16 protein-coding genes are annotated in these 19,549 nt (G+C 67.3%); 6 read left to right on the top strand and 10 right to left on the bottom strand.

From position 1 onward, the window contains the following. The first annotated feature begins 1 nt into the window (after position 1). Positions 2–295 carry a hypothetical protein gene (locus tag AC5P5X_RS13105; protein WP_005408721.1) on the top strand — a complete coding sequence of 98 codons (294 nt, stop codon included), beginning with the start codon at positions 2–4 and terminating at the stop codon, positions 293–295. A 31-nt stretch (positions 296–326) separates the two neighbouring features. On the opposite strand, the gene AC5P5X_RS13100 is transcribed toward AC5P5X_RS13105, so the two are convergent. Both AC5P5X_RS13100 and AC5P5X_RS13095 read right to left on the bottom strand, forming a co-directional pair. Next, entirely contained in the window at positions 327–1,115 is a 789-nt protein-coding gene (locus AC5P5X_RS13100; RefSeq protein ID WP_005412726.1) for a DUF4349 domain-containing protein, read from the bottom strand. A gap of 23 nt (positions 1,116–1,138) precedes the next feature. Continuing rightward, positions 1,139–1,495, bottom strand: a complete 357-nt coding sequence (locus AC5P5X_RS13095; protein ID WP_012479600.1) for a GFA family protein — start codon at positions 1,493–1,495, stop codon at positions 1,139–1,141. A 112-nt stretch (positions 1,496–1,607) separates the two neighbouring features. Between AC5P5X_RS13095 and AC5P5X_RS13090 the strand changes: the two genes are divergently transcribed. Both AC5P5X_RS13090 and AC5P5X_RS13085 read left to right on the top strand, forming a co-directional pair. Then, positions 1,608–3,416 carry a DUF885 domain-containing protein gene (locus AC5P5X_RS13090; protein WP_005408718.1) on the top strand — a complete coding sequence of 603 codons (1,809 nt, stop codon included), beginning with the start codon at positions 1,608–1,610 and terminating at the stop codon, positions 3,414–3,416. A gap of 145 nt (positions 3,417–3,561) precedes the next feature. After that, positions 3,562–4,557 (top strand): polysaccharide lyase, encoded by a 996-nt coding sequence (locus AC5P5X_RS13085; RefSeq protein WP_495215995.1) that lies wholly within the window; start codon positions 3,562–3,564, stop codon positions 4,555–4,557. 9 nt (positions 4,558–4,566) lie between these two features. On the opposite strand, the gene agp is transcribed toward AC5P5X_RS13085, so the two are convergent. From agp to AC5P5X_RS13070, 3 genes are all read right to left on the bottom strand, one after another. Beyond that, the gene (gene agp / locus AC5P5X_RS13080) at positions 4,567–5,790 is read right to left on the bottom strand and encodes a bifunctional glucose-1-phosphatase/inositol phosphatase (protein WP_111117849.1); all 1,224 of its coding nucleotides are present in this window, start codon (positions 5,788–5,790) and stop codon (positions 4,567–4,569) included. Positions 5,791–5,857: 67 nt separating this feature from the next. Beyond that, entirely contained in the window at positions 5,858–7,690 is a 1,833-nt protein-coding gene (gene smrA / locus AC5P5X_RS13075; protein WP_099485266.1) for a multidrug efflux ABC transporter SmrA, read from the bottom strand. A 199-nt stretch (positions 7,691–7,889) separates the two neighbouring features. Then, positions 7,890–9,449: a serine hydrolase gene (locus AC5P5X_RS13070; protein ID WP_099485267.1), complete on the bottom strand. Its 1,560-nt coding sequence runs from the start codon at positions 9,447–9,449 to the stop codon at positions 7,890–7,892. A gap of 110 nt (positions 9,450–9,559) precedes the next feature. Between AC5P5X_RS13070 and AC5P5X_RS13065 the strand changes: the two genes are divergently transcribed. From AC5P5X_RS13065 to AC5P5X_RS13055, 3 genes are read left to right on the top strand one after another with little or no spacing between them, the layout of a single operon-like run. Further along, on the top strand, positions 9,560–10,003 hold the full coding sequence (locus AC5P5X_RS13065) for a VOC family protein (RefSeq protein ID WP_099485268.1): 444 nt from the start codon (positions 9,560–9,562) through the stop codon (positions 10,001–10,003). Beyond that, on the top strand, positions 10,000–10,818 hold the full coding sequence (locus tag AC5P5X_RS13060) for a DUF72 domain-containing protein (protein ID WP_099485269.1): 819 nt from the start codon (positions 10,000–10,002) through the stop codon (positions 10,816–10,818). Before AC5P5X_RS13065 ends, AC5P5X_RS13060 begins: the two co-directional genes overlap by 4 nt. A gap of 34 nt (positions 10,819–10,852) precedes the next feature. Next, a complete protein-coding gene (locus AC5P5X_RS13055; RefSeq protein WP_012479593.1) occupies positions 10,853–11,800 on the top strand; it encodes a DMT family transporter in 948 nt (315 codons plus the stop codon). 45 nt (positions 11,801–11,845) lie between these two features. On the opposite strand, the gene AC5P5X_RS13050 is transcribed toward AC5P5X_RS13055, so the two are convergent. The 5 genes from AC5P5X_RS13050 to AC5P5X_RS13030 all read right to left on the bottom strand — a co-directional run bounded on the left by AC5P5X_RS13050 (position 11,846) and on the right by AC5P5X_RS13030 (position 19,339). Further along, complete coding sequence (locus AC5P5X_RS13050; RefSeq protein ID WP_024956273.1) at positions 11,846–13,006, bottom strand: AAA family ATPase; 1,161 nt, start codon at positions 13,004–13,006, stop codon at positions 11,846–11,848. 163 nt (positions 13,007–13,169) lie between these two features. Then, a complete protein-coding gene (locus AC5P5X_RS13045; protein ID WP_012479591.1) occupies positions 13,170–14,240 on the bottom strand; it encodes a sensor domain-containing diguanylate cyclase in 1,071 nt (356 codons plus the stop codon). A 144-nt stretch (positions 14,241–14,384) separates the two neighbouring features. Continuing rightward, on the bottom strand, positions 14,385–15,107 hold the full coding sequence (locus tag AC5P5X_RS13040; RefSeq protein WP_005408708.1) for a pseudouridine synthase: 723 nt from the start codon (positions 15,105–15,107) through the stop codon (positions 14,385–14,387). Between the two features lie 34 nt (positions 15,108–15,141). Beyond that, positions 15,142–16,806, bottom strand: coding sequence for a sensor domain-containing diguanylate cyclase (locus AC5P5X_RS13035; RefSeq protein ID WP_111189829.1), 1,665 nt, complete (start codon positions 16,804–16,806; stop codon positions 15,142–15,144). A 109-nt stretch (positions 16,807–16,915) separates the two neighbouring features. Beyond that, the gene (locus AC5P5X_RS13030) at positions 16,916–19,339 is read right to left on the bottom strand and encodes a putative bifunctional diguanylate cyclase/phosphodiesterase (RefSeq protein ID WP_111189827.1); all 2,424 of its coding nucleotides are present in this window, start codon (positions 19,337–19,339) and stop codon (positions 16,916–16,918) included. Positions 19,340–19,549 lie beyond the last annotated feature (210 nt).

Below are 19,549 nucleotides of genomic sequence, written 5' to 3'. Positions count from 1 at the left end.
CATGGCCATGCTGCGACTGCGCATCACCGGAACTGAAGACGACGCCCGTGCCATCAGCGACCTGCTGCTCGGCCTGGAGGGCATCGAGCATGTCGAGGAAACCGACGATCTGATGCCGCACATGGACGACGACGATTCCAGCTCGGCCGGGCTGTCCGACGACATCGGCCCGGGCATCCATGAGCTGGAAGTGGAAGTCGGCAATGAAAGCACCGCGCAGAAGGTGCGCGACGCAGTGCAGGAACTGGCGCTGGAGCTGGATGTGTTCGTCGAGTACGAGACCGACGAGGGCTGATGCCGGCGGGCTGCCGGCATCAGCCCCCATCTCAGAGGTTGGGCGGCAGCTTGCGACGGCGGCGGCGCCACCATGCCCGCACACCCCAGGCCGCGATCAAGGCCAGCACCGCCACCGGCAGCAGCGCGGCAACGGCTCGGATCAGGAACGCAACGCTGGTGCTGAGGATGCTGCCCGACTCGCTCAGCGCCTCGCCGATCTCGCTGCGGCTGCGCTGGCCGGACGTGGTATCGAAATGGATCGTCACCAGCTGGGTATCGATGCGCCGGCGCTGCTGCGCGGCATCCTTGCTGGCCTGCTCGACACCCGCCTCGATCTCGGACAGCCGCGTGGTGATCGCCATCAGGTCCTCGATCTTCAGGTCCTTGCGGTCCTGGTAGGCCAGCAGCCGCGCGTGTTCCTTCTCCAGCCGCGCCTTGGTCAGCGCGGTGTCGGCCACGGCCTGCGCGAGGTCCTCGGCACGCGTGTTGCGCGACTGCAGCGTGCCGCCCTCACCGGCCAACGCGATCAACGGCTCGGTGCCCTTCGGTGCAATCCGCACCTTGACCTCGCCGCTGGGCTGCTCGCCGCTGCGCTGGTCTACCTGCAGCACCGCGCAGTCACCGAACTTCGCGCTCTGGCAGGCCTGTGCCACCTGCTGGATGCGCGGTGCGATCTGCGCCGCTTCCAGTTGCACCTGCACGTCGTGTTCGTAGGCGAGGAATGCGCCTTCCGGTGAAGCGATGGCAGCCTCGGCCGCCGTGGCGCCCGCATCCGCCGCCATGTCGCCCTGCTTGGCGCAGGCGCCCAGCGCCAGCAGCAGCACCGGCATTGCTGCCATGCACGTCCACGCGCGCACCGGCCTCACAGTGCGGCCCCGTCGTAGGAGGTCACCGCCAGCGTGGCCAGATCCACTGCAGGCACGCAGCGCACGTTCACCGCCACCATCGGCATACCGCTGCGTGGATCCACCGCCTCGCTGTAGGGGGCAATGCCGCATTCGCGGCAATGGTGATGGTCGATGTGGGCCTTGTTGAAGTGGTAGGTGGCCACGTCCGCCGGATCGGTGCTCAGCTGGAACGCTTCGCGCGGGGCGAACCACAGCAGGCTGCCACGGCGGCGGCACATCGAGCAGTTGCAGTCGATGACGTCGCTGATCGGCGCCCCGGCCTGTACGGTGAATGCGATCCTGCCGCAATGGCAGCTTCCCTGGTATTCCATGTTCTGCGCTCCTTTGGAGGGTCCTTGTCTGCGCCCATGGTAATCCTATGGCACGGGGACAAAGCAGCCACGCGGCCCTATGCTCAGGGTTTGACCCTGTACAGGAACGCCGATGCGCCCGCATCTTCTTGCCCTCGCCCTGGTCGCCGCGCTGGCCGGTTGCCAGCCGGCCGACGCCCCGACCAACGCTTCCACCCCGGCCACCAGCCAGCAGGCCGGTGACGCGGCGGTCGATGCCGCCTTCGCCGACCTGTCCAAGCGCGCCCTGGACACCTGGATGCAGCTGTCGCCGGTCAGCGCTACCCAGATCGGTGACCACCGCTACGACAGCGAGCTGGACGACCTCAGTGCCGCCGGCCAGCAGAAGACCCTGGCCGCCTACAAGGCGCTGCTGGGCGAGCTGGACAAGATCGAGGTGGCCAAGCTGGGCCGCGAGAACCAGGTGGACGCAGCGATCCTGCGCAACCAGCTGCAGTCGGAAATATGGAACGCCGAAGTGCTGCAGTCCGGCAAGTGGGACCCGCAGCTGTACAACGGCATCGCCGGCAGCGCGATCTACGGCCTGATGGCGCGCGAGTTCGCGCCGCTCCCGGAGCGCCTGAAGTCGGCCACCGCGCGCATGGAAAAGCTGCCGGCGATCTTCGCCCAGGCCCGCGAGAACCTGGATCCGGCGCGCGTGCCGAAGATCCATGCCGAGACGGTGGCCAAGCAGAACAAGGGCATCCTCAGCATCGTCGATACCTTCATCACCCCCCACATCGGTGAACTGCCGCAGGCCGACCAGCAGCGTCTGCAGGCCGCCATCGACGGCCTGAAGAAGGCGGTGGACGAGCAGCAGACCTGGCTGGACAAGACCCTGGTGCCGAATGCCAAGGGCGACTTCCGCATCGGTGCGGAAAAGTACGACCAGAAGCTGAAGTTCGCGCTGAGCTCCTCGCTGTCGCGCCAGGAGATCGGTGAGCGTGCACGCGCCGAACTCAAGCGCGTGCGCGAAGACATGTACGGCATCGCGCAGACCGTGCTGAAGGACAAGCCGGGTGCGCCGGAGATGCCGGCCCAGCCGACCGACGAGCAGCAGCAGAAGGCCATTGAAGCTGCGCTGGAGCTGGCCTACGCCGACAAGCCGGCACGCGACAAGGTCGTCGACGATGCCAAGGCCGCACTGGAGCAGTCCACCGCGTTCGTGCGCGAGCACGATCTGATGACGCTGCCCGACGCGCCGGTGGACATCATCCTGATGCCGGAATTCCAGCGTGGCGTGGCCGTGGCCTACTGTGATTCACCGGGTCCGCTGGACAAGAACCTGAAGACCTTCTACGCCGTGTCGCCGATTCCGGACGACTGGAACGACAAGCAGGTCGACTCGTTCCTGCGTGAGTACAACTCGCGCATGATCCACCTGCTGAGCATCCACGAAGGCACCCCGGGCCACTACCTGGAAGGCTGGCATTCGGCCAAGTTCCCCTCCACCCTGCGTGCGGTGCTGCGTTCAGGCCTGTTCGCCGAAGGCTGGGCGGTCTACACCGAGCGCATGATGCAGGAGCAGGGCTACCTCAACAACGACCCGCTGTTCCACCTGGTGCAGCTGAAGTTCTACCTGCGCACGATCTCCAACGCGATCCTCGACCAGGGCGTGCACGTGGACAACTGGGATCGCGAGAAGGCAATGCACCTGATGACCCACGACGCGTTCCAGCAGGAAAGCGAAGCGGCGGGCAAGTGGGTGCGTGCACAGCTGACCTCGGCACAGCTACCGACCTACTTCGTCGGTGCGCAGGAACACTTCGACACCCGCAAGGCGGTGCAGGAGAAGCTGGGCGACAAGTTCAACCTGAAGGCGTACCACGACCAGGTACTGTCCTACGGCGCACCGCCGGTGCGTTTCGCACGCCAGCTGATGCTGGACCAGCCGATCGAGTGATCGGGGTGGTGTGAGTTGAAGCGGAGCGGCCCGGGGAAACCCGGGCCGATCTGTTTGTGGGGGATCGCCAGACCATCTCCGCATCACATGCCGGCAACATGGCCAGGCGCATCGTTCGCCGGATTCCCCCTTCCGCCGGTTTCCAATGTCTCTCCCCTTGCGCCTCGCCCTGCTGCCCACGCTGCTGGCCAGTGCGGGTGCCTTCGCCGCCTGCCCCGCGCCGCCGCCCGGCCAGCTGGACATCCGCGCGCTTGGCTACTACACCGACAAAGTCGGCTCGATCATCGACCCGGTACTGAACCAGCAGAACAAGGACGCCACTGCACCGCTGGACCGCTATGCCGCCGACGTGGCGCGCATGAGCGATGACTACCTGCGCAACGGTGACCCGGCAGCGGCACAGTGCACGCTGAGCTGGTTGGGTGCGTGGGCCGACGACGGCGCCATGCTCGGGCAGATGATCCGGGTCAACAACGATCAGTCGTTCTACATGCGGCAGTGGATGCTCGATGCGGTAGCAATGGCCTACCTGAAAGTGCATGACCAGGCCAACCCGCAGCAGCGTGCGCGTATCGATCCGTGGCTGCAGAAGCTGGCACGGGCCAATCTGGCGTACTGGGACAATCCGAAACGGCGCCGCAACAACCACTACCACTGGGGCGGGCTGGGCGTGCTGGCCACCGGACTGGCCACCGACGACGACGCCCTGTGGCAGGCCGGCCACGCCGCGTTCCAGAAGGGCATCGATGACATCCAGGACGATGGCAGCCTGCCGCTGGAGATGGCCCGCGGGCAACGGGCCCTGCACTATCACGACTACGCATTGGCGCCACTGGTGATGATGGCCGAGCTGGCGCGGCTGCGCGGCCAGGACTGGTATGCCAGCAAGGACCATGCAATTGACCGCCTTGCCCGCCGCGTCATCGAAGGCAGCAAGGACCCTGCATGGTTCAACCAGCACACCGGCGTTGCCCAGTTGCCCCTGCAGGCCAGCGGCTGGGTCGAGTTCTACCGCCTGCGCTCACCTGACGGCGGCGTGTTCGACGCCGCGCATGCACGCGGCCCGTTCCACTCGCCACGGCTGGGCGGCGACCTTACGCTGATGGCCACGCAGGGCATCGTGCGCACGCCGCTGCGTTAGCAGCGCGCCTCAGCGGGCTTTCGGATGCAGCAGGCGCTGGAACTCGGCGACGGTGCACCCCTGAGCCGCGCACCCCGGCACACGCAGCACGACGCGGCCCGGCGGCTGCGCGTTGGCCAGCGGCAGCGCATCGCGCAGCTGCGCGGTGGTCGGGTAGACGTAGGCCAGGCGGATCCGTTCCACCCCGCTGTGGCGATCACGCCAGCGTTCGAACTGCAGCAGGCCACCGATCGGTGTCTTCTCGTACTGCCCCGGCAGGCTGTAGTCGCTGATTCCCAACGCCGCCAGCACCGAGCCGATGTTGGAATCGTGACCGACCAGCAGGGTCACCTTCGGCGACGCCGGGTCGTCGAACAACGCATTCACTCTTGTCAGCAGCGGAGCGGCCACATCCCGCGCCACCTCGGGCGTTCCGAACAGGATGTCCTGGTAGCGGTTGCGGATCTGCGCCAACGCCTGCCACTGCGCCTCGGTGGTCAACCGGCCCCAGCCTTCGCGGGGGATGCCACTGCCCTGGTAGTGCTCCATCAACAAGGCATCGACCAGCCCGCTGGCCAGCGCCAGTGATCCGGATGCGCGAGGCTCCTTGCCCGGTTCCGTACTGAAGGTGGTATCGGCCAGCGCCAGATGGCAGTCGCTGTGCCCCTTGCATGCCGCCGACTGCGGATAGCGGGTGATCTCTTCCACCACGGACAGAGCCGGTGCCAGGTCCGCTGCGGCCAGCGCTCGCTGCATTGACTCCAGCGCGCGCGTGCGGAATGCCGCGTCGTCGCGGCGGATCACCGGATCGAACAACGGATCCATCGAGCCCAACGGCATGCGCTGTTCGACCGAAACATGGCAGCCCGGGAAAGCACCGGCAACGAAGAACTGCGCGGTGGCCTGGGTGCGCTGCAGGCTGTTGGCGTACGCGTGGAAGTCATCCTCCTGCGGGCAACCCGACACCGGCAACAGCTGTGCCTGGCGCAGCCACTCGGCGATGTAGCGGCCCATGTAGACCTCCAGCACGCCTCCCTTGGTAGTCAGCTCGCCCGGTGCCACCTCCCAGCGCGGCCAGGTCTCGGGCGTCGCGTTGGCGAGCGCGCCGGAGGCTACCACCGGCGCGCGCAGGTTGTGACGGCTGAGCAGGACGACCTGCTCGAGCTGGTCGCCGTCCATGGGTGCCGGCGCAGCCGTGGCAACCGTGGCAACCAGGCTGAGTGCCAGCAACAGGGAGCGCAGGGGGCGGATCATGCAGGTCTCCGGAAACACGCTGGGGTCAGAGCCCTTTCCTGCGGAAAGGGATCCGCCCCCGAAGCGATCATTGATCGGCAGCAACAAATCCACCGGTCTGTCGCGCCCACAACCGTGCGTACAGGCCACCGGTCGCAATCAGTTCGGCGTGGGTGCCGGTCTCCACGATGCGTCCCTGGTCCATCACCACCAACCGGTCCATGCGCGCGATGGTCGACAGCCGGTGCGCGATCGCGATCACCGTCTTGCCGCCCATCAGCTCATCCAGGCTGTCCTGGATCGCCGCTTCCACTTCCGAGTCCAGTGCCGAGGTTGCTTCGTCCAGCACCAGGATCGGGGCGTCCTTCAGCAGCACGCGGGCAATGGCGATGCGTTGGCGCTGGCCGCCGGACAGCTTCACGCCGCGCTCGCCGACATGTGCGTCGTAGCCACGACGCCCCTGCCCGTCCACCAGCGTATCGATGAAGGCTTCGGCACGTGCCTTGGCCACCGCAGCGCGCAGCTGCTCATCGGTCGCGTCTGGACGGCCGTACAGCAGGTTGTCGCGGATCGAGCGATGCAGCAGCGAGGTGTCCTGGGTGACCACACCGATCTGCTGGCGCAGGCTTTCCTGGGTGACGTAGGCAATGTCCTGGCCGTCGATCAGGATGCGGCCGCTTTCCAGGTCGTACAGGCGCAGCAGCACATTGACCAGGGTCGACTTGCCGGCACCCGAAGGACCGACCAGGCCGATCTTCTCGCCCGGCTTCACCACCAGGTCCAGGCCTGCGATCACGCCACCCTTCTTGCCGTAGTGGAAGTGGATGTCCTGGAAATGCACGCCGCCACGGGTCACCTGCAACGGCACTGCATCCTCGCGGTCCTGCACGGTCAGCGGCTGGGCGATGGTGGTGATGCCATCCTGCACCGTGCCGATGTCCTCGAAGATGCCGTTGATGGTCCACATGATCCAGCCGGACATGTTGTGGATGCGGATCACCAGGCCGGTCGCCAGCGTGATCGCACCGACGGTGATGTGGCCGCCATTCCACAGCCAAAGCGCCAGCCCACAGGTACCGGCGATCAGGAAACCGTTGACGATGGCGATGGTCAGGTCCATGCCGGTGGTCACCCGGGTCTGCGCGCGGTGCTTGACCGCCAGTTCCTGGATCGACTCGGCCACGTAGGCCTGCTCGCGCCCGCCATGGGCGAACAGCTTCAGCGTGGGAATGTTGGTGTAGCCATCGACGATGCGGCCCATCGCCTTGGAACGCGCTTCGGACGCAATCCAGGCCCGTTCCTTCGCGCGCGGCACGAAGTAGACCATGATCACCGCATAGGCCAGCAGCCACAGGATCAGCGGCACCATCAGCCGCCAGTCGGCCTGCGCGAACAGGTACAGCGCGGTGCCGGTATAGACCACGATGTACCAGAGCGAATCGACCATCTGCACCGCCGACTCGCGCAGCGAGGTACCGGTCTGCATCACCCGGTTGGCGACGCTGCCGGCGAAGTCGTTCTGGAAGAAGCTCAGGCTCTGCCGCACCACATAGTTGTGCATCAACCAGCGCGAGCGGTTGCTCAGGCCGGGCACGATGGCCTGGTTGACCAGCAGGTTGTGCAGGCCGACCAGGATCGGACGCGCGATGACCGTGATGAACAGCATCCAGCCCAGGTCGTTGGCATGGCGCTTGAAGAAGTCGGCACCGGGCTGCTCGGCGACCATGTCGACGATGCGGCCCAGGTAATCGAACATCGCCACTTCCACCAGCGCCAGCAGCAGGCCGGCGATGAGCGTGGCCAGCAGCACCGGCCACACCGGGCGCAGGTAGTGCAGGTAGAACGGCAGCACCTTGCGCGGAGGCATCCGCCCGTCCACGGGCGGGAACACCGGAATCAGGGATTCAAACCAACGGAACATCGCATTCCCTCGCCATCTTTAGCTGGCGGAGTATCCCATGCCGCATGTGTACGCCGGCCGACGATCGCTGCGGCTGCGGTCGTGCCGGCCGCTGGCCGGCACCCTTGCGACGCATCCGGGGATCATGAGGTTGCCGGCCAGCGGCCGACACTACCCATCGGATTCGTCAAACGTCAGCGCCGGGCCACGCCCGGCGGCGTCATTTCACTGGGGTGAACAGCAGGTCCTGGAAATCGAAACTGAAATCGGTCAGGTCGGAAATCGGCTGCATGCGCACCTCGCGCACCTTGCCGTCCGGGTCCAGGCTGAAGTTCACGAACGCGTCGGCGTTGAGCGAACGGTCGTCCCAGCGCACGATGAAGGTGTCGTGCTGCCAGTGCTCCAGGCGTCCGCTCAGCTGCGCGGTCCTGGCAAAGCGCAGGCGCAGTCCCTTGCCCCCGGCACTGACCTGCATGTCGCCATACCAGCGGTCGCGGAACATGCCTGTGTAGCCGGCCAGCGCCAGCGACGGCCTGCTGCCCTTGTCGCGCGCGCTCTGGTGCTTGGCCCACGCCTCGTCGGCCTTGTCCTGTCCCTTGGCCACGGCCTTGGCATAGGCGTCCACCCAGTCATGCTTTTCACCGCCCAGGTAGGCATCGAGCACACTCAGGGTGATCGCATTGAACGCCGCGCCCACTTCCTGATTGGTCAGCACCACCACGCCCAGTTTCTCGCCCGGTACCAGGGTCAGCCGCGAAACCATGCCCGGCCAGCCACCGGTGTGCCAGACCAGCTTCTGCCCGCGGTAGTCGCTCAGGCTCCAGCCTTCGCCATAGCCGGCGAAGTTGGCCCGCGCCGGTGCCAGCTCCGGCACGCTCGGCGCCGGGATCGACTGCGGCGTGATCATCCGCCACATCTGCTGCTGGCTCTTCTCGGAGAACAACGGCGTGCCGTCGGCCAGTTTGCCTTCGGCCAGCTGCACCTGCATCCAGCGCGCCATGTCGTGCGCGCTGGAATAGATGCCGCCGGCGCCGGCATTGTTCGACCAGGTCAGCGGCGCGACGGTGCGCAGGTCCTTGAAATCGTACTTGGCGTGGCCGACCGCGGCCTTGTCGCCCGGCTTCAGGTGATCGGCGTTGTAGCGCGTACCGGCCATGCCCACCTTGTCGAAGATGCGGGTCTGCAGGAACTGCTGGTAACTCATGCCGGAAACATGCTCGATCACCTGCTGGGCGACCGCGTACAGGATGTTGTCGTACGCATAGCCCTCGCGGAATCCACCCTTCAGCGGCACCTTGCCCAGCCGCTCCACCACTTCGGCATTGCTGTAGGAGGTGGTCGGCCAGAACAACAGGTCACCGGCGCCCAGGCTTAGTCCGCTGCGATGCGACAGCAGGTCGCGGATCGTCATCTGGCCGGTCACGAACGGATCGGACATGCGGAACGACGGCAGGTGGTCGATCACCTTGTCGTCCATCTTCAGCTTGCCGTCCTCGGCCAGCAGGTTCAGCGAGGTAGCGGTGAACGCCTTGGTGTTGGACGCAATGGCAAACAGCGTATCGGCCTGCACCGGTTCCGGCTTGCCCTGCTCGCGCACGCCCCAGCCGCGCTCCAGCACCACCTCGCCATCCTTGACCACCGCCACCGCAATACCGGGCACGTCGAACTGCGCGCGCACGCGCTCGACGGTTGCATCCAGCTCCTGCAGCTGCGCCGGGGTGGCAGCGCTCGCCATGGTCGTGCACGCCAGCAGCACGGCTCCTCCAATCCAGGGTTTCATCCAGCACGATCTCCGAACAGGGGTGGCGGCCATGTGCAGGCCGTCACCGGGGTTTCGCGGGATGGTAACGTTCTGCGTTGCACCCTGCCCTGTGCCATAGGAGGGGTGTCATGGGCGAGAACGGCCAACCGAGCAGCGGCTCCACCATCATTCCGTGCCTGCGCTACCGCGATGCGCAGGCTGCCATCGACTGGCTGCAGCGCGCCTTCGGCTTCCATGCCCAGGCCGTCTACGCCGATGGCGATACGGTGTTCCATGCGCAGCTGACCTTCGGCACCGGCATGATCATGCTGGGCTCGGCCAGCAACCAGAGCGCGTGGAGCGAGCATGCGGCGATGCCTGATGAGGTCGGCGGCCGCCAGACGCAGAGTGCCTGCGTGATCGTCACCGATGCCGGCGCGCACTACGCCCGGGCCAAGGCCGCCGGTGCCCGAATCGTCATCGACATCGCCGACCAGGACTACGGCGGCCGTGGCTATGCCTGCGCCGACCCGGAAGGCTACCTGTGGTGGTTCGGCAGCTACGACCCGTGGCGCGCGGACCACGGCCAGTGACCGCCGGAGCGATCCGCTGCGGCATCGGTGGCTGGGTGTTTCCCGAATGGCGCGGCGGCGTTTTCTACCCCGTGGGCCTGCCGCAGCGTGAAGAACTGGCCCATGCCAGCCGTGCCCTGCGTTGCATCGAAATCAACGGCACCTTCTACCGCACGCCCACCGCCGCGCAGTGCGCGCAGTGGGCCGCGCAGACGCCGGAAGGCTTCAGGTTCTCGATGAAGGCGCCACGCTACCTGGTGCAGCGCCGCGACCTGTCCAGCACGGTCGAGGCGGCCGCGCCCTTCCTGCAGGCGGCGACTGCGCTCGGTGACCGGCTGGGCCCGCTGCTGTGGCAGTTCGATCCACGGCATCCGGCCGACGCCGAAGCACTGGAACGGCTGATGGCACAGCTGCCGAAGCATCTGGAAGGGGTGCCGCTGCAGCATGCGCTGGAGGTCCGCAACGCCGAGGCACATGGCCCGGCACTGGTCGACGCCGCCCGCCGCCACGGCGTGGCGCTGGTGATCGAGGACAGCGACGAGGCGCCATTGCACGGCGATGTCAGTGCCGGCTTCGTCTATGCGCGGATCAAGCGCAGCCAGGCCCGCTTGAACGAGGGTCTGCCGGCGCCCGTGCAGCAGCGCTGGGCCGAACGCGCACACCGCTGGTCACGCGGCGAACCGGTGGATGACCTGCCCTGCCTGGCCGCGCCAGCTCCGGAAACCCCGCGCGAGGTCTACCTGCTGTGCATCGGCGCGGGCAAGGCACGCAACCCGGCGGCGGCGATGGCCCTGCAGCGGCGGGTTGACCAGGGCAGCGATCCCACACGCGGGTAGCGCTGCGACGTTCGCCTTGCCTCACAATAGGCGGATGAGCACACCCGACACCCGCAAAGCGCTGTGGCAGATCCACTTCTGTGTCCTGCTGTGGGGCGTCACCGCCATCCTCGGCAAGCTGATCACCCTGCCCGCATTGCCGCTGGTGTGGTGGCGCATGCTGCTGGTGACGGCGATGCTGGCGCTGCTGCCACGGGTGTGGCGCGGGCTGCGCACCCTGCCCCTGCGGCTGGTGGCCGGCTACGCCGGCATCGGTGCACTGGTTGCCCTGCACTGGCTGACGTTCTACGGTGCGGTGAAGCTGGCCAACGCGTCGGTGGCCGCCACGTGCATCGCGCTGGCGCCGGTGTTCACCTCGATCATCGAACCGTGGGTGGCCAAGCGGCCGTTCCAGCTGCGTGAACTGGCCTTCGGCCTGGCAGTACTGCCGGGCGTGGCGCTGGTGGTGGGTGGCGTGCCCGATGGCATGCGCCTGGGTGTACTGATCGGCGCGATCTCGGCGTTGCTGGTAGCGGTGTTCGGCTCGCTCAACAAGCGCATGGTCAGCCACGCCGATCCGCTCACGGTCACCGCCCTGGAGCTGGGGGCCGGCACCCTCACCCTGACCCTGCTGGCACCGCTGATGCCCTACCTGCTGCCAGCACTGGCCAGCCCGCTGTGGGTGGTCCCGAATCTGCACGACGGCATCCTGCTGCTGGTGCTGGCCGGGTTCTGCACGCTGCTGCCGTTCGCCCTGGCCCTGGTCGCGCTGCGCCACCTGAGCGCCTATACGGTTCAACTGGTGACCAACCTGGAGCCGGTCTATGCGGTGGTGCTGGCGGTGGTGCTGCTGCGCGAGCAGCACGAGGTCACGCCGTGGTTCTACCTGGGCGTGGCCATCATTGTCGGCGCGGTGTTCCTGCATCCGCTGCTGAACCGCCGCAAGCCGGTGCAGCACCCGGAAATCCTTGGCACGGCCGAAGCACGCAACATCGCCGATTGAGTGCATCCCCGCATGGCGTGGATCTACCGGATCCGGATCGATGTCTCAACGCTGCGGCCAATGCCAGGCCGGCGCATCCAGCAGGCCCTGCCCGCTCAGCAGCGTGCGGCCCTGCTCCTTGTGCAGATGCAGCGAGTGGCAGCCCGGCGCCTGCTCCAACGCCGCGATCAGCCGGCTGGCGTGTGACACCACCCACACCTGGCTGCGCGCACTGGCGGCGATGATCAGCCGCGCCAGCGCCGGCAGCAGGTCCGGATGCAGGCTGGTCTCCGGCTCGTTCAGCACCAGCAGCGGCGGTGGCCGCGGCGTGTGCAGTGCCGCGGCCAGCAGCAGGAATCGCAGGGTACCGTCAGACAATTCGGCCATCGACAACGGCCGCAGCAGCCCGGGCTGGTGGAATCGCAGGGCCAGTCGACCGTCCAGCTCTTCGAAGCCGACCGTGGCGCCGGGGAAGGCATCATCGACACTGCGTGCCAACGCAACCGGATCTCCGATCTCGAGAATGGTCACCCAGGCCGCCGCCAGATCCCGCCCGTCGTGATGCAGCACCGGCGTGCGCGTTGCCATCGCCGGTTGTCGCGCCGGGGCATCGGCGTCGCTGCGGAAATGATCGTAGAAGCGCCAGCGACGGATGTACTCACGCAGGGCGATGGTTTCCGGCATGCGCTGCGGATCGCCGACCTGGGTGAACAGGCTGTCGAACAGCGACAACCGGTCATCCACGAGATCCCAGCCGTGCGCATGGCGTTGGCGCACCATTGCCCCACGGCGATCGACCAGCAGGTTGGCGCTGCGCAGGAACGGCCCGGCCCAGATCGCCTCCGCCTTGATCTGCGGATCCAGCGCAAACGCGGAACGGCTGGGTGGCGGGTAGCCCAGGTCGATGGCATAGCCGAACTCGTCGGTGGTGAATCCCAGCTTCAGCCCCACTGACGCCTGCCGGGGCCCGCCCTGCAGCGGGATCTCGCCGGCCGCGACCCGGCGATCGATGGATTCGGGGCCGGCCCACAGCGCCGAACCAAGTCCCCCTTCGCGGGCCAGCACCGCCGCGACGCCGCCCTGGGCGGTTTCCGCCAGCAGGCGCAGCGCGCGGTACAGGCTGGATTTGCCACTGCCGTTGTCACCGGTGACCACGTTCAACGGCTGCAGCGGCAGTACCAGCCCGTGCAGCGAGCGATAGTGAGCGATGGCCAGGGTCTGCAGCATGGCTGGTGTCCGTGGAAACAGGGACGTCATGCTGGCCGGTTCTGATCGCAGGAGCTGCGACGCCAAGTGAAACGGGAAGAGCATCCACGCATGGCGTGGATCTACTGGAGCGGCATCGAATCATCCACGCGTCGCATGCGTTCAGCGCGCGAACCGCCGTGTTTCAGCCCGCCAGCTCCACCCGGTTGCGACCGTTGCCCTTGGCCCGGTACAGCGCCTTGTCGGCGCGCGCCAGCATCTCATCCACGCTTTCACCGGGCTGGTGCTGGGCCACACCAATGCTGATCGTGACCGGGAATCCCAGCGGCAGATCCGCCACGGCCAGGCGCAGGAACTCGCATTGCAGTTCGGCCGTGCGCAGATCAGTGCCCGGCATCACCGCCACGAACTCCTCCCCGCCATAGCGCGCGGCCATGCCACGGCCGGCAAAATGCGAACGCAGCAGCACGCCCAGCTCAGCCAGTACCCGGTCGCCGGTGGCGTGGCCCTGGAAGTCATTGATGTGCTTGAAATGATCGATGTCCAGCAGGGCCACGCAGGCTACTCCCGGTTGCCCATCGATCTCCGCCACCGCCTCTTCCAGTGCCGCTGCCATCGCGCGGCGGTTGGGCAGGCCGGTCAGCGCATCGGTGCGGCTCTGTTCGGCCAGGTCGGCATTCTGCGCCAGCAGCACGTCCTGGTACTCCGACAGCAGGCGCTCGTAGTCATCGCGTTCCAGCATGTGCTTCTGGATGTCGAGCGCGAAACGACGCAGCTCCATCACCAGCATCACCTGCCGTGACAGCGCGGCCAGCGCCTCGGCCTTGTCGCTGGGCAGGTGCTGCGGCTGTGCATCGAACACGCACAGCGTACCCAGCGGCAGGCCATCGGAACTGATCAGCGGCGCACCGGCGTAGAAGCGGATGTGCGGGTCGCCGGTCACCACCGGGTTGTCGTGGAAGCGGATGTCCTGCAACGCATCCTCGACCACCATGATTTGGTGCGGCTGCAGGATGGCGTGGCCACACATCGATTCGCTGCGCAGGTTTTCCGCCGCGTCGATGCCCTGGATCGACTTGAACCATTGCCGTTCGACGTCAATCAGGGTCACCGCTGCCATCGAGGTACCGCAGACCGCCTTGGCGATCGCCACCAGGTCGTCGAATGACTTCTCGCGCTGCGAATCAAGGATCCGGTAGCGGTACAGCGCCTGGAGCCGAAGGGCTTCGTTGGCAGGCTTGTCGGGCTTGATCATGCAGCGTCACGTTCCGGCAGGTCACTGCAAAGTCTAGCTGATGCCGGCGCGTAAACCGCACGACGGGTAGTGCCGGCCGCTGGCCGGCATCCCGCACTCATTCGATGCCTGGAGCAGCCGGCCAGCGGCCGGCACTACCGCGCGTTACCAGTCCAGCTGCTTCGGCAGCAGGCCCTGCAGTTCCTGCTCGGTCAGGTTGCGCCACTGGCCCGGCTTCAGCGCGCCGATCTTGATGTTGTCGATGCGCACGCGGCGCAGCTGGGTCACGCGATAGCCGAATTCGGCGGCCATCAGGCGGATCTGCCGGTTCAGGCCCTGCTGCAGGGTGATACGGAAGCCGAACTTGGCGATGCGCGAGGTCTTGCACGGCAGCGTCATCTGGTCGTGGATGCGCACGCCGCGCGCCATGCCGCGCAGGAACTCATCGGTGACCGGCTTGTTCACCGCCACCAGGTATTCCTTCTGGTGGCCATTTTCGGCGCGCAGGATCTGGTTGACGATGTCGCCGTTGCTGGTCATCAGGATCAACCCCTCGGATTCCTTGTCCAGGCGGCCGATCGGGAAGATGCGCTGTTCGTGGCCGACGAAGTCGACGATGTTGCCCTTGACCGAAGTTTCGGTCGTGCAGGTGACGCCTACCGGCTTGTTCAATGCGATGTAGACGTGGCGGCGGGCGCCGGGCTTGCGTGCCACGCGGGCGCGCAGCGGCTGGCCGTCGACCAGCACCTGGTCTTCCTCGCCCACCACCGCGCCGGTACCGGCCGGATGGCCGTTGACGGTAACGCGGCGCGCGGCGATCAGGCGATCGGCCTCGCGGCGGGAGCAGAAGCCGGTGTCGGCGATATGTTTGTTGAGTCGGGTGGTCATCGGCCCATTATCCGGCATCGCCGCCCGCTGCGCTTCATGCCAGGGCGGGCGGATCGAGCTCCTCACCGTCGAAGACCCGGTTGCGGCCCGCCCGCTTTGCCACGTACATGGCATGGTCGGCGCGCCGCAGCAGCCCGGCCAGATCGTCCTCGCCCGGTCGCCACTGCGCCAGGCCGATGCTGGCGGTCACCTCCAGCCCCGGCACCTGCAGGGCCTGGCCAGCCTCGGTGATGCGCTGGCGCAGGCGGTCCAGCCGCGCCGACGCCGCCTCGCGCGGCATGCCGGGCATCAGCAGCAGGAACTCTTCGCCGCCCATCCGCACCACTTCGTCCTGGCTGCGCACCGCCGCGCGCAGGGCACGCGCCACCGCCACCAGCACCTGGTCGCCCACTGCGTGGCCGTGGCGGTCGTTGATGTCCTTGAACAGGTCGATGTCGAGGAAGCCGATCACCAGCGGGCCGCGCTCACGGTCCACCCGTTCCAGATGGCGGGCCAGCTGCTGCAGTCCGGCGCGACGGTTGGGAAGCCCGGTCAGGCCATCGGTCTCGGCCAGCTGGCGAAGTTCATCACGCTGCTGGCGCAGCCGGCCCAGCCGCTGGTTCAACGCATACGCGGCCATCATCAACAGCCAGGTCACCGCCAGCTGCAGCGCCTCCACCCGGTATTCCAGCAGCCACGCCGCACCACAGGCATCGGCGATGATCAGTACCAGCATCGGTGCCAGCGCGGCCAGACCCGCCTGTGCCCAACGGTCGCCGCGCCAGCGTGCCCAGACGCCGACCATCAGTGCCAGGCCACATCCGGACAGATAGGACACCTGCAAGCCCTTCGCGACCCAGGCCAGATGCTCCCAGCGCAGCCACGGCACCAGCACGGCCAGCGCCATCAGGGTCCACAACACCGCCAGTTGGGCCGGGCGCGATCGAGGCAGCACGCGGTCGCCTCCGTTCAGCCGCCACAGCGCCGGCAGCACCAGTGCCTGGGTCGCAGCGGTCAGCGCCAGCATCCACCAGGCGCCGTGCTCGCCCACCGGCAGCCAGGGTTCCGGATAGCCGCTCAGCCCGCCGAGGATGGCCTGCCACAGCACCATCACGGTGGTGCCGGCGATGTAGACCAGGAAACTGCGGTCCCGGGTGGTCAGGAAGGCCATCAACGCCGACAGCGCCAGCGCGATCGCCACCGCGATGCAGGCCGCGCGCACCAGCAGGCGGGCGGTGTCGTTCTGCTGCACCGGGCTGGGCGCGCCCAGCCGCAGGGTCGGTACCCAACGTGCCTTCAGCGGTGTCTGCCAGGAGACCAGGAACGGCTCATGGCTGCCGGCCGGCGGCACGGCCACCAGGCCGATGCCAGCCCGGAAACGTGAATCGCGGGTGCGCGCATCGTGCATGTTGCCGCAGATCTCGCGGTCGCCATGCTGGACGCGCACTTCACCGGCAAAGACGTTGAACACGTCCAGCGCCTGCGGTTGGCCTGACCAGCCCTGCGGCGGAGCCGGTACCAGCACCTGCTGGCGGGCGCCGGACAGCATCTCCGGCGTGCATGCGCGGTGGGGCGTCGGCTCGTCGGTAGCGCCGCCGACCAGGAGATAATCATGGCCCGGCACGGCCTCTGCAGCCTGAAGCGGCCACGGCAACGCCAACCACACCATCAGGACGGCCAGCACCGCTCCTGTTCCATACCGCCACTGCCTGCCGCCCACGCCACGTCCTGTTCCTGCTTACGTCCGCGCCCACTGCGCGCCGCCCCTGGCGCGCATTATCGCAGCCGGGCACGCCACGCATGTGTAGACCAAAGTCGGCGCCCGCGGTTCAGCCAGCCGCCGGCGGCCCCTTCACCGCGACCAGCCGTACCGGGCGCAGATCGACCAGGGTCAGCCGCTCCAGCGGCTGCGGCCGTTCGATGGCATAGCCCTGCAGCCCCTGCACGCCAAGCCGGGTCAGCGCACCGGCAACCTCGGCGGTCTCCACCCACTCGGCCACCACTTCCATCTGCAGCTCGCGCCCGAGCTCGCTGATCGCGCGCACCGTGGCGTGGCTGACCGGGTCGGTATCCATGTCGCGCACGAAGGCGCCGTCGATCTTCAGGATGTCCGCCGGCAACTGGCGCAGGTAGCCGAAGGAAGACAGGCCGGAGCCGAAGTCATCCAGCGCCATCCGGCACCCCCGTGCCTTCACCGCATCGATGAAGGCGCGGGCCTGGCTGAGGTTGCTGATCGCCGCGGTCTCGGTGATCTCGAAGCACAACTTGGAGGCCAGCGCGCGGTTGCGCTCGAGCAGGTCGCAGACGAAGGCGAGGAATCCCGGCTCGGCGATCGACTGCGCGGACACGTTGACGTTGCACAGGCCCAGCTGGCGCACGTGCGCCGGGCACACCTGCAGGTGGCGGAACAGCAGCCCGAGCACGTGCCGGTCCAGCGCCACTGCCATGCCATAGCGCTCCACCGCCGGCATGAACTGGCCGGGCAGATGCAGACTGCCATCGGTACCACGCATGCGCACCAGCACCTCGTAGTGCAGGTAGGACGGATCGCCCACGCGGGCGATGCGCTGCGCATACAGCAGCATGCGATTCTCGGCCATCGCCAGGCTGACGCCCTGCAGGCGCTCGGCCTCCTGCCGCCGCTCCTCCAGCGCCATGCGGTTCTCATTGAAGCAGTGCACGCGGTTGCGCCCGGCCTGCTTGGCGGCATAGCAGGCGCTGTCGGCGGCACTCATCAGCCAGTTCACATCGGGGGCGTCGGCGCTGACTTCAACCACGCCGATGCTGCAGCTCAGCTGCGGGCTGCCCTCGCTGATCGGGAACGTGGCCTGGCCCAGATTGCGGATCACCCGTTGCAGCACCCGCTTGGCCTCGTCCTGCCCGGCATGAGCGAGGAACACAGCGAACTCGTCGGCGCCCAGGCGGCCGACCCAGTCACCGTCACGTACCGCGGCCACCAGGTAGTCGGCGAAACTGCGCAGCATCTGGTCACCGGCGGCGTGGCCGAAGCTGTCGTTGACCAGCTTGAAGTGGTCCAGGTTGATGTAGCACAGCGCATGCGTACCGCCGTCGCTGCGCACCTGCAGCAGCGAACGTTCCAGCAGCCGCTCGATCTCGCGCCGGTTGATCAGGCCAGTCAGTGGATCGTGGCTGGCATGGTGTTCGATCTCGCGTGCCAGGGCATGGTTCTGGCTGACATCCTCGATGATCGCAAACACCGACAGGCCGCCTCCTGCGCTGCGCACACCGGTACCACTCCAGCGCCCCCACACCAGGCTGCCATCGCGGCGGCAGAAGCGCAGCTCACTCGGCCGCAGCTGCCGATCCCAGTCAATGCGGCCGACACCATCGATGACCAGTTCGCCTTCCATCAACAGATCGCCGAGCGACATCTGCAGCAGCACGTCGCGTCGGTAGTCGAGGATGTCGGCCATCGCCTGGTTGGCTTCGATCACCTTGCCGTCGGTGTCGAGCTTGAGCATGCCGACATTGGCCTGGTAGAAGGCCGCACGGAAGCGGCTTTCATGCTCGGTCAGGTCCTTGCCGACGCGGCGCGCGAGGGCCACCGCCATCAGGCTGATCGCCAGCACCGACAACCCGCCCACCACAAGCGTGGCGATCCGTACCATCGTGGCCATGCGCAGCAACGCTTGCGAAAATGCCTGCGCCTGCACCTGCAGCCGCCGGTCCAGATCACGCAGTTGTTGCAGGTACCGATCGCGGTCCGCCGCTGGCAGCACGCCCTGGGCGTGCCCCGACTGCAGCTCGGCAACCAGCCGCTGCACGGCCAACAGATCATCGTCGGTCTGTCGCCACAGCGTGGTTGCTTCCCGGAATGCACCGATGTCGCGTGCATAGCGGAACGAGAACACCAGGCGTGGGATATCGGCGCGCGCGTTGCCACCCTGCAGGAAGCCCTGCCTGGCCTTTTCCTCGTCCGGTACCGCCTGTTCCAGCGCCAGCCGGGCCTGCAGATCGCCCAATGGAATCCGCAGCGCCTGGCGCGCGTCGTCCAGGTCCTGGGCATGGCCACGCGCCAGGTAGCGGCTCAGCGCAGCGGTTGCATCCTGCTGCCCTCGTGACCAGTACCCCTGGCCGGCAATCCAGGCCGTCGAGGCTGCCTGCAGTTCCTGGATCAACGCGGACAACGCGACCAACCCGATCGCCATGCCCGTCAACAACGCAAAGCGCAATCCCAGCCCACGGGTCATCGGCACCCGCCGGCTCTGCTGGTCCGTGCCACTTCTACCCATCCCGGATCCCCCCGAATGTGCTGCGGTGACAACCTGCCTTGGAACCGGCCCAGCCTATGACCGGCAATGTGTGGGCCATGCGAAAAAGGGGACGGAGGGGATTAAGTCGTTTTCGGCATAAGCGCATGGCCTGCCATTTACGACTTAATCCCCTCCGTCCCCTTTTCCTGGACGCCAGCCCGGGGGCTGGCGTTGTTATGGACGGCTGCG

This window comes from Stenotrophomonas sp. YJH_SMC_91 (assembly GCF_059368495.1).
This window is presented reverse-complemented; position numbering and strand designations above follow the sequence as displayed.